Here is a 10,861-nt window from a genome sequence, read left to right as displayed (position 1 = left end):
AACTCTAATGAATATTTTGTCATAAAAAAAGCACCTCCAATTGTTAGATGGTGTCTAACAATTGGGGTGCAGTTCACAATTGGCGGCCTTTTAGGATTTAAACTAACTCTAAGATTTCTTTGAAATTATTCACTACAAAATCTGCATGTTTTAATTCATCTCCTTGAGCAAAGTCAAAGTTCACACCAACGGCAATAAGTTCATTATCCTTAGCAGCAGATATATCTGAAGACCGGTGTCCGACAACGTAACCTTTTCCAATTTGATTTTTATTTTTCACCATTTGCACTAAATCTGATTTATGTCCAGATCTAATTAGTTGGTTACTATATGTATTTTGAATAAATCAATTATAAGTTTCTACAATTGCTTGTAAATATTCTGTCGGTCCATTACTGACAATAAATAAGGGATACTTTTTACTTAACTCATTGGTGCCTTTGAGCCCAACCGTTTGTCTGACTCCGACGCCCACGGTGTACCACGACTTTCGCGCCCTTTTATTGAATATCACTATTTATCTTTTAATTATCTTATACAAAGCATCTATGTAATAAAATGGAATTCAGTTGTTTGACTAAATATCACTAGGCAAGGTAGCCGAATTGTTGATAGTTCATCATACTTTAAGTTGATGGACTTATCAGCTTTACATATTTTCTTTTCGATATTTTTCAATTAAACTTTTAATTGCTTTCCAATTTTAATTCTTCTTTGAATGACTATTTTTTCACGCTGACTTTCAGCTTCAATCCAATCTATGCAGTATTAACATCTGCATAGAGTATCTTTTTTTATTAAGCCTTATTCATGATCATAGTAGCTCTTTCTGCCTTGTATGTAAGAATTGGCAAGGTCCAATGCTTTTTGAACGGCACCAATTCGGTTATAGAAGTGGAAGAGTTTTTTTTCGTAGTGTTCAATTAACATGGTGAAGCCCATATTTTTAAAAAAAGGAAGGGCTGTGGTCTCAATAAAATGATAGTAATCGTCTTCTTCATGATTAAGCTGATAAAGGTGTAATTCAAAAAAAATCCAGTTATACGATTTTGTCGATTTTGCTATTCTAAGTCCTTTATGTGCTAATTCCAATAAAATCTCTTTTGAAAGTAGTTTTCCTTTATAACAAGTATTTATATAACCATCTAATGCAGTTAAATAATGAGGAACCTTTTCATCCATTAGTTTCATGGCTTCTTTGTATAGTTCGGATGCTTCTTTGTATTTTTTTCTTCTGTAAAGTTCAAATGCAAGATTATTAAGGAGCTTTGATTTACGGTCTATTTCATTAATGGTATCACAGGTACGTATTAATTGTTCGTAACGTTCTTTCGTCTCTTCAAAATCATGAAGCTCCTTTGCATTTAATTGTAATAACATGATCGTCTCTGTATCAATTATTCGGATGACATTTAACGTTTTTTGAAAATAGTCAAGAACTTTCTCTGCATAATAATACGATATTATATTAAAATGAATAAGGTGATATGCTAGTGCCAAATGGTAATAATATTCAAATTGATTATATTGACTTTGATCGATCGATGTTAAAATTTGAATACAATCCCGATACTGTCCGTTGTGAAAGTAATACATACCTAGAACATGTTTTAACATATTGCGGTCTTGCGGAGAAAAAGATGATTCATTTTTTTGCAGGTTTTGAATAATTAATAATGCTGTTTCTAACTGATAATTAGATAAATAATATCTTGCAGAGAGTAATTGATAGAAGACTTGAAAATCTGGCAATTGAATCAGTGTTTCTTTTTCGATTTCTTCTTTTAAAATTTCTGATTCTTTGCTTTGTTGCATAACGAACGTGTTGTGCCATAGCTTTAGTTTCTGTTGAAGATTATGATACCGCACAAATTCATCATCAAGACAGATATTCAATCTTTGGGATAATAAGTGGGTAATTTCCCCTGAGTATTCTGTTATCTCTCGTTCTATCTTACTAAGATGTGTAGCAGAACAAATTCCTTCACAAAGCTGCCCCTGAGTCAACCCCGCTTTTTCACGATAAAACTTGATAAGTTTCCCCTCAATCATAGCTTCACCTCTAGGTTGTAATTTTATCTAGTATATATAGAAAAAAATAAATATATAATCTATATATTCTAGTAAAATTAAGAAAAGCGCAAGACTACTTTAATACCATCCCTCTATTATTAGCTTTTTCAATATTCACTCTTGTTCCCTTTTTTACGAATTCCAATCTACCTCAATATTTTATTCTGAAGAAAATCCAAATAACGCAACCTTATTGGAATACTCTCTTTCTTTAAAAGTTAAAACACGATGAAGCTAAGCTTTCATCGTGTTTTTTAATATTTATGGCTGTATTCCCAACTCAACTAAAATTGATTCCAATGTCTTACCTTTATACTTCTTCATTGGTTTTGGAGCATTATCAACATGCTCATTTTGCTTGAGATAGTTTGTTTGAACATATTTCATATCTTTGGCATCAACTATTCCATCAAAGGTGATATCCGCTGCACGCTTCTTTGTTTTCCATGCATTTTGAATTTCGATCGCATCTAGAACATCAATGACATGGTCTTGGTTTACATCACCTGCTGTAATATCAAGGGCAGGTATCCAGCGATTTTGACCGTATAACTCACCATTGTGCTCAAAACCGATACCAGAATTCAGTTTTTCTTTCGTGACAAAGTGGCCTGGCGCTTTCATTTCAATCGTGAAGGCATTTGTGCTTAACGGCAGCTTGTTGAATACATATTGTCCATTATCTTCTACCGTTGATGTCGCATCGAACTCATTTCCTTCTGAATCAAAGATTTTCACTGTACCGCCAACCTTGCTCCAATCCCTTTTCTCTGTAACAGTACCATCTTCATTTTTAAATCCTTGCGGAGAGACATAACCTCTGGCCATTGAGAATTGTGGATTAACCTTCCAAATATAACCAGCATCTAACACACTGCTTGTCTGATTATTAGCATTCATTACGCTCACAGTCGGATTAATCGCTGCTCCAAGGGTATATTGATCATCCTGAACCTTTAACGTAACCTCAACGACTTTTGCATGGTCTAATGCTTTACTCTCTTCATTAAATTGGACAGTAACGACATTGTCTTTAATCGTTAACGAGGCTTTGTCCGAGAATTCGCTGTGAAGCTTGGCATCAACTAACTCTACGCTATCTAAACCTCTGTCATAGCCTCCGTCACCATTAAAGTTCCATTCCGCCTTTGACACTGCGTTTAGGTTATCTAATGAAAGTGTTGCTTTTACCGTATCGCCTGTTTTGACCTCATACTTTTCGCCAATAGAATATGCAACAGGTGTACCTTCTTTTACAAAGTAATATTGCTTTGTAGCAGGTTTGTTTCCTGCCATATCATATCCATTCATGCGAAATTGAAGTGCTGGGATGGATTCTTCCAGGGCGATTTCTTCGACAAACTTTCCTTCTTTATCCATTGGAATTGGCGTAGAAGGGAAACCACCTTGACCCCAGTAATACACCATCGAGTTCGATGATTGATCGATATTTACGCCCAATTTCTTTAGTTCGTCAATGGTTGGATCTGTGATTTGAATGTCGAATGGATATGTTTTTTGACCTGGCTTATATTCAATAAATGGAGACTTTCCATCAAGTGAACTTTTGAAGCTCGGTGCATCGAGATCGATCAGCATATGCTGCGTTTCAGTTGTAACCTTCCCGGAAGTACCTGTACCAATGAATTTCAATTTGTAATGTCCCGGTTTTTTCACATAACTTGCTTCTTCCGAAATGGGCTGTTTTGAGTTTCCTGTAAACTCATAATAAGCTCCATTAAATGCATATAATCCATAATCTACATTGTCATAAGCGTAATCTAAATTTATTGTTCCGACCAGCCCGAGGTCCTTTCCTGTTTTGCCATCTTGAAGAACGACATCCATTTTTTCCATTGGTGCACGAAGGTTAAAATCAGCAACTACAAATGGAGTACGCATAGGATCCCATGCCACTTGGTTTAAATGACCTGGGGAAAAGGCAGGATTTAGTAGCCCGACCTTATTAAACCCATCTTCCATTGTGCGGAAGCTGAAAGGAATCCGATACTGCTCTGATGAATTCGCATTGTTTGTTAATGTAATATATCCTTCGTAAATTCCATCCTTTGCTTTCTTAGGAATAAGCAAACGTGGTGTTACTTTTTTGAAGTCTTCACTTTTTACAGAAATTTTGCTTGGAATATCCAGCTCCACTCCATTTTCCTTCAAGCTGTTTGAACCATTCGATTCAGTTACAGATACATTGAAAGTTTTGTTTACTTTATCATGGTTTTCAATAGTGATTGATTTTTTCAGATTTAGTTTTTTATCTGCATAGTGAACATCAAAGCTGAGTCCGCCCGTCAATTCTTTTACCTTGATTAATTCCTCAGCACCTGGAACAAATGTTTTATCGTTAATTTTGAAGCTGGTTCCACTATACACAGCTTGGTATGGATCAACTCTTCCTGCTCCAACTTCAAATACACTATAATCTCCGTTGAGAGGATCTGCCGTATTCATTAGAACGGCTTTAATATCTTCCGGCTCTAATTGCGGATTCGCTTGAAGCATGAGTGCCGCAATCCCCGCTGTATGAGGAGTAGCCATAGATGTTCCAGAATATCTTGAATATGCATATTGATAGTTTTCTTGATGTTCAGCGTCCACCATATAAGAAGGGACTGTTGAAAGAACACTTACTCCCGGTGCCGTCAATTCTGGCTTCATATCGTATGTTTCTCTTGCCGGGCCTCTTGAGCTAAAGTCTGCTAAGTGGTCACCTTCTGTCTGTTTATCCGCGTATTTGGAGAAAGCAAAATTCGCTTCACCTGCTTGAATCTGTGCTTTAATGCTTTCTCCCGCTTCTTTTGTTAAAGAAAATGCAGGCACAAAGTCAACGGACTCTCCAAGATTGGCATTAATTTGCCCTTCCACATTGTTATAAAGAAGAACGGCGGCTGCTCCATTTTGTTTTGCATTGCTGATCTTTTCCGCTAAGGCGAATTCTCCGCGTTCCACAAGTGCAATTTTCCCTTTTACATCCTTGCCGGAATAATCAGAGCCATTTCCTAAACCGACATTCACTACCTCATAGGATTTCCCTTCCCACTCCTTTAAATGGTCTGAATAGTGGCGTCCCAAACTAACAAGCTCGATCGAATCTTTATTTCCGATTTTCCCATTGAAAGTAGAAACCGCCATCGGTACATCACTCGCCCCGACTGTCAAAGCAAGTGCTGCTGAGCCAGGTGAACCTAATGTATAATCATCTGATCCTGCATTTCCAGCTGCTACAACTGCTGTTACATCATTAAGGACAGCATAGTTAATGGCAGTACTGGTTGGATCATAAGGATCATTGATGTCCGATCCGAGGGAAAGGTTGATAACATCCATGCCATCGTTTACAGCTTTTTCTATACCTGCAATGACCCCTTCAGATGATCCTGATCCATATGGTCCAAGAACACGATAGGCATATAAATCCACATCAGGAGCCACACCTTTTACAGAAACCTCTGCATTCGTTCCTTGGCCAGCAATGGTACCTGCAACATGTGTTCCATGGGAAGTATAATAGGAAGAACCGGACCAGCTAAATTCTGGTTGCCCCGACGCTTGCCAATCCTTGTACGTTGCCTCCATTGGGTCATTATCTTGATCAACTAAGTCGTAACCGCCCTTATAGGCATCTTTCAAATCAGGGTGGTTGTAATCAATCCCTGTATCAAGAACCCCAACTTTGATTCCTTTTCCTGTAATACCTTCATTGTGCAGCTGGTCAATTTTTAAATATGGAATACTTTCAACGGATGTACCAGGGGCTGATTTCTCTCCCATGGCGATCGGATCGACCTTAAATTCTACATTTTTATATACTGCTTTTACGACTTTGGATTGCAAGAGCTGCTCTACCTGATTAGCTGGCAGCTTCATAGCTACCCCGTTATAAACGGTCTTAAAGGTAGAAGTGATTTTATGACCTGTTTTCTTGCTTCTAAGATTAGTAGATGGAAGAATCGATTGAATGTCTTTGTTAAACTGAGCATGTTCATTTTCTACTTGATCATCCGCTTGTTTTTTTGAAAGCTTCTTTCCTTTTACATTCGCATCCAATACTGCAACTTTTCCCGGCTTTGATTTAAACTGGACGATGACCGAGATTTCTTTATCCTTTTTTAACTCTTCCATTTTAAATCCTTGCAATCCGACATTATCTGTCATTTCAAGTTTATTTAACGCTTTTCGTTGTTCACTTGTCAACGAGGCCAAGACGTCTTCTGCCTTTATGTTCGCTGCATTTGCATAAGGAATGAAAGGCGTGTTTGCTGATGATAGCAGCAGGCCAGCTGACAGCGTAATCGCTGCTGTTCGTTTAATGAATGAATGAATTTTCATATCTTCCCTACTTTCTTAGTTAAATAGAATTCCCCGAAAAAATATCCCTTTCCAAAAATTTAAAATATTCATACAATAATATTAATTGCCTTTCTATCTGATTGCTATTGGGTTAATTTTACAGAACTTTCTACCTACTTTCTCTTTTATATGTTCTGAAAAATCATTATTTTTGCGAAAATTAGTGAAAAAGACTTAAATTCATTTTTATAAATTGGGGTTTTCTTTAGTAAAATAAGAAAATATGAATTCCATTGAAAGAGTTGAGGAGGGGAAGATCTATACTTAAGTTGCAGCAAAAAGGTTTATTCACGAAAATATCCAAATTAACTTCCAAGTGTTATTCTATTATCTGGCCCAATTGTTGAACAAAGATCAAACAGCACTGTTGTACTAATAGAATGGGTTCGTTTCCCAAAGATTTTTTCGAACAGAATACACGCTTTTTCCATCTCTGATGCCTTATTCTTTTCTAAATACCAGTAACGACCTGAGATTGAAGGATATTTTAATGCAAATTAGATGTCCCCTAACTTTTTACGGAGTTCTAACTCATTAGGATAAGTTGAAATTAACCCTATTAGTCCATCCCTTGCTTTTCCTAAATCATTTTTTTCAATGTCCTCTTCTATCTTCTTAATCGTTTTAACAGGTACCTTTTCTATACAAACACCTCCCTATCTTTTTTCTATATATTTTTTATTTCTAGGTAGTTCAAAATAGTTCTTTTTTCAACTAACCCGCCCCGTCAGTAGCATAAGAAAAAAGCTGCCTTAAAGACAGCTCCGATCTTCAGCTAACGCACTTGTTTGTTGAATAAACAATTTAAAATCCATTACCCTGGAATACTATTCTCATTAATTCGACGGCTATAAAGTAAACGAAACCAACGAAAATACTAAGACCTAAAGCAAATTTCCTCCAAAGTCCTTTCTCACTAAGAAAAGAAAAAGAGAAAGATATAATGATTCCAAATATCATTAATATACGAAAAGTTGTTACTCCAGGATCAATTACTCGTGTTATATTCGCAGCAAAGAAACAAATAACCAAGATAATTAAAGTAAACGAAATAATCCCTAAATATTTTCTCATGATTCCCCACCCTTCCCTCTAATCTATTTTACCAAAATATAACAAATTTGCATTTTTTATTTGGGTATCTGGTTCTTTAGCTCCATAAGAAAAGGGCTGCCGAAGCAACCCCTGTTAATGAACTAACGCACCGTTAGTTTAAGTACAAATCTTCATAATCTTTTTTTGAGAAATCGGAATAAGTCGTCACTATAACTAACTTAAAGATATCTCTTATAGAGAAGAAAAAAATAAATAATCTTATAACTTTTTTTCATATTTAAATAACTGGAGTTTTTCAGTAACTTGTACTTCACATATTTTTATATAACCTAGCTTTTCATAAAAATGGTGATTTCTTTTGTTTAAATAAGGAGTATATAAGCTCCAATCTTTTATCAACGGAAATTCGGACTCCATTAACTTGATTATCTTACTTCCTAGTCCTTTATTTTGAAATTCATTTCTTAAGAAAAATTTACTTAATCTTAATCGGTTTTCATCCAAAGGGCGAATATCTATTGCTCCAATAATAGCATTGTCAGACAATATTGTGTAATGAAAAAAACGCTCAATGTTTTCGATCAATTTTGCTTCTGTTTCATTTACAGGGGTTGAATCGTGGTCTTCATATAAGGCATAATCTTCTGCAAAAACTTCTTTTTGTATAGCTAACAACATATCTACTTCAGTTAAACTTGTTCTTTTTATGGTAATGTCCATCTGTGATGCACAACCTTTATTTAAATTTTTATGATAATTACTATTTAATATTAATATTTTTTGTTCAATTGAACTGCCCCTTAATTAAAACAAGAAACTACAACTGTTTATATACAAACTCCCTATACTTTATAAAATTTTGCTTTTTATAAAAGTCCTTTGCAACACTGTTCTCAAACCAATAATCTAATTCTATTAAGTCTATTCCTCGATCGTTCGCAATGTCATATATACATTCCATAAGGCTTGAACCATAACCCTTATTCCTCTTTGTATCCACTATGCTAATCTGGTGTACATAAACAGACTTATATCCTTTTTTAAACCATTTTCTTGATATTCTCTTATCTCTATCCAAGCATAGCCGAGAGCTTCTTCGTTATCTTCTAACAAAAGGAAAACGAAACTTTCGTTATTAACAAAACTTTTGAAGACTTCCTTCACATTTTCATTGTTATATTCCTTGAAATATTTAGGATATAAATTTAAATGTAAATCGTGCACATATTTATTTAATTTAGCAACCAAGTTGAAATTCCGAGTTTGACTAATTTTCAAAACAAATCCCTCATCTATCTTTCACTATTTAAAGTAATTGTACCTTTTTATGTTATTTTAGGGAAATTTTTAACATTTCCCTTAATGAACTATCCTCCCTCAATAAACATTGATGTATCAACGGTTTGCACCACTCGGTGTATTAGTGAAATTATTTTTTCATTCTGCTATTAAACAGAGTATTGAAATTCTGGTTTTTATTACTAAAATGAGCGTACGCTTCGCTAAAACTAATGGAAATCATTAGCTATTTTCTCCACTATGTGATGCACAATAGATCTCTGCGAAACTTATGATGACGTACCCTCCCATGTCTCTTAGCGTCATTTGCGCTTACATTCCTTCGTTCGGTCTATTCATAAGGCAGAGGCCTGCTAAGCTGCCCCAGGGACTCTTGGTCTTAGTTTAGTAAAGTTGCTGGCTTCTCCGTGTCATCCTTCTTGTTATAAATCGATAGTTTGAAATGCTTACGCTGCCTCTGAGAGGCAGTAGAGATCCTTCATCATATTCTGCTCATTAAAATGGACTTTCTTTTTACAAATACCATGCAATACTTTCAACAATTTACCACAGAGTACCACCATCGATTGCTTTCCACGTAAGGGATTTTGTTGGCGTGTTGTGTAATATTCATGAAGCTGTTTAAACCCCTCGTTGTGACGAATGAGTGGTACTATTACTTTGAAAAGAATATATCTAAGTCGCTTTCTTCCTCGTTTGGAGATATGTTTTTGTCCCTTATGTTGACCAGATGAGTTTTCACGTAATGTTAATCCCGCTAGTTTAATCAATTGGCGTGGATTTTCATAAAGTGAAAAGCTTCCAACTTCTGAAAGCAAATCAACAATGGTTGCATCTCCTAATCCAGGAACTGAAGCCAGCAGCTCATATTCCATAGTTGTTTGGGCCATTTCGGATAATTGACTATTCACAGATTCAATTTCGTTTTCGAGTAAGCGATACTGACGCAGGAGTGTGGCAATTTCATGTCGGGCCATCTGTGTCCCTTCTGTCAGTCCAATTGAGTTCGTCGCTGCTTCAATGAGTAGCTTTGCTTTTGGTAGCTGTGGGGCTCTCATTCCCTTTACCTTACGGTAAAGAAAGACAAGCTCCTCAGCACTTTTTCCATCGATATCCTGTGGCAACGGAGTCATTTCCAATGTAGCTAGAGCCATCTTTCCGAAAGCCGGAAAGACTTGAGTAAACTCGGGAAAATAACGATCAAGCCAACGAATGATTCGGTTTTTAATACTCGCTAAATCTTCCGTTAACTTTGAACGAAGAGTAGATCCGATACGAAGTTCTGCTTCTACTTCTTTTAATAAACGTGGATAGCTAAAACGTCCATCTTTCAATAAACGAGCGATGACTAATGCATCTTTTTTATCGTTCTTTGTCGGTAAATTATCGTCCAGTTCCTTCGATCGTTTGACATGCATTGGATTCACCATGACTAGTGGTATGCCGTAATGATCTAAGAAATTAGCTAAGTTCATCCAGTAGTGGCCTGTTGGCTCAATTCCAACAATTACTTCTGTTTTCTTAGCTTCCTTCATTATTTGACGAATCTTTTCATACAGGTGTTCAAAGCCCTCTTTTGATTGATGTACTGCGAAGGCTTTTTCTATCACTCGCCCTCGTTCATCAACAAAACAAGCGTAATGAACATGCTTGGCAATATCCATACCAACAACGAGTGTATTTTCAGTAACTTGATTAATTTTTTCATTCCATTTAAACTGCATAGAGAAGTCCTCCTTGTTTGATGCTGGGTCAATGGTCGTTGACACTCATGCATCATACAAGAGGGCTCTTTTTCTTTCAAGACCTCGAACATCCTTCTAACAGGAATGCTGCCCCGTTAGTGCCATAAGAAAAGAGCTGCCCTAAAGACAGCTCCGATCTTCAGCTAACGCACCCGTTAGTGGAATAATAACCTTTCAAAAATAATAAAAGACTACCCAGTTATTGAAGTGAACCCAAAAAGTTAGACACTTTATTTAATTAGGCAACCTTGAGGGCATGAACCCGGTAATCTACTGGGCTCATGCCTTTCTTACGATTAGTCAATGTCTTTGTTTGAATTAAT

Annotated in this window: 8 protein-coding genes and 1 pseudogene; all 9 read right to left on the bottom strand. The window is 36.1% G+C overall.

Annotation, left to right across the window (positions count from 1 at the left end; all coding sequences use genetic code 11):
- Positions 1-97 precede the first annotated feature (97 nt).
- Positions 98-283 carry a hypothetical protein gene (locus AC3WLU_RS26490; RefSeq protein WP_492598200.1) on the bottom strand — a complete coding sequence of 62 codons (186 nt, stop codon included), beginning with the start codon at positions 281-283 and terminating at the stop codon, positions 98-100.
- Positions 284-804: 521 nt separating this feature from the next.
- On the bottom strand, positions 805-2,052 hold the full coding sequence (locus AC3WLU_RS26485) for a helix-turn-helix domain-containing protein (RefSeq protein ID WP_411739949.1): 1,248 nt from the start codon (positions 2,050-2,052) through the stop codon (positions 805-807).
- A 282-nt stretch (positions 2,053-2,334) separates the two neighbouring features.
- Complete coding sequence (locus AC3WLU_RS26480) at positions 2,335-6,417, bottom strand: S8 family serine peptidase (protein ID WP_413002674.1); 4,083 nt, start codon at positions 6,415-6,417, stop codon at positions 2,335-2,337.
- 377 nt (positions 6,418-6,794) lie between these two features.
- Positions 6,795-7,082 (bottom strand): annotated as a pseudogene (locus AC3WLU_RS26475) (DUF6584 family protein); the annotation flags it as partial.
- A gap of 160 nt (positions 7,083-7,242) precedes the next feature.
- Positions 7,243-7,512, bottom strand: a complete 270-nt coding sequence (locus AC3WLU_RS26470) for a hypothetical protein (RefSeq protein WP_057276044.1) — start codon at positions 7,510-7,512, stop codon at positions 7,243-7,245.
- A 240-nt stretch (positions 7,513-7,752) separates the two neighbouring features.
- Positions 7,753-8,214 carry a GNAT family N-acetyltransferase gene (locus AC3WLU_RS26465; protein WP_057276045.1) on the bottom strand — a complete coding sequence of 154 codons (462 nt, stop codon included), beginning with the start codon at positions 8,212-8,214 and terminating at the stop codon, positions 7,753-7,755.
- 97 nt (positions 8,215-8,311) lie between these two features.
- Positions 8,312-8,494: a GNAT family N-acetyltransferase gene (locus tag AC3WLU_RS26460; RefSeq protein ID WP_492598201.1), complete on the bottom strand. Its 183-nt coding sequence runs from the start codon at positions 8,492-8,494 to the stop codon at positions 8,312-8,314.
- Positions 8,494-8,772: a hypothetical protein gene (locus tag AC3WLU_RS26455; protein ID WP_492598202.1), complete on the bottom strand. Its 279-nt coding sequence runs from the start codon at positions 8,770-8,772 to the stop codon at positions 8,494-8,496. Before AC3WLU_RS26455 ends, AC3WLU_RS26460 begins: the two co-directional genes overlap by 1 nt.
- 467 nt (positions 8,773-9,239) lie before the next feature.
- On the bottom strand, positions 9,240-10,517 hold the full coding sequence (locus AC3WLU_RS26450) for an IS110 family RNA-guided transposase (RefSeq protein ID WP_492598199.1): 1,278 nt from the start codon (positions 10,515-10,517) through the stop codon (positions 9,240-9,242).
- Positions 10,518-10,861 lie beyond the last annotated feature (344 nt).

Source organism: Peribacillus sp. FW305-BF15, from assembly GCF_058783805.1.
This window is presented reverse-complemented; position numbering and strand designations above follow the sequence as displayed.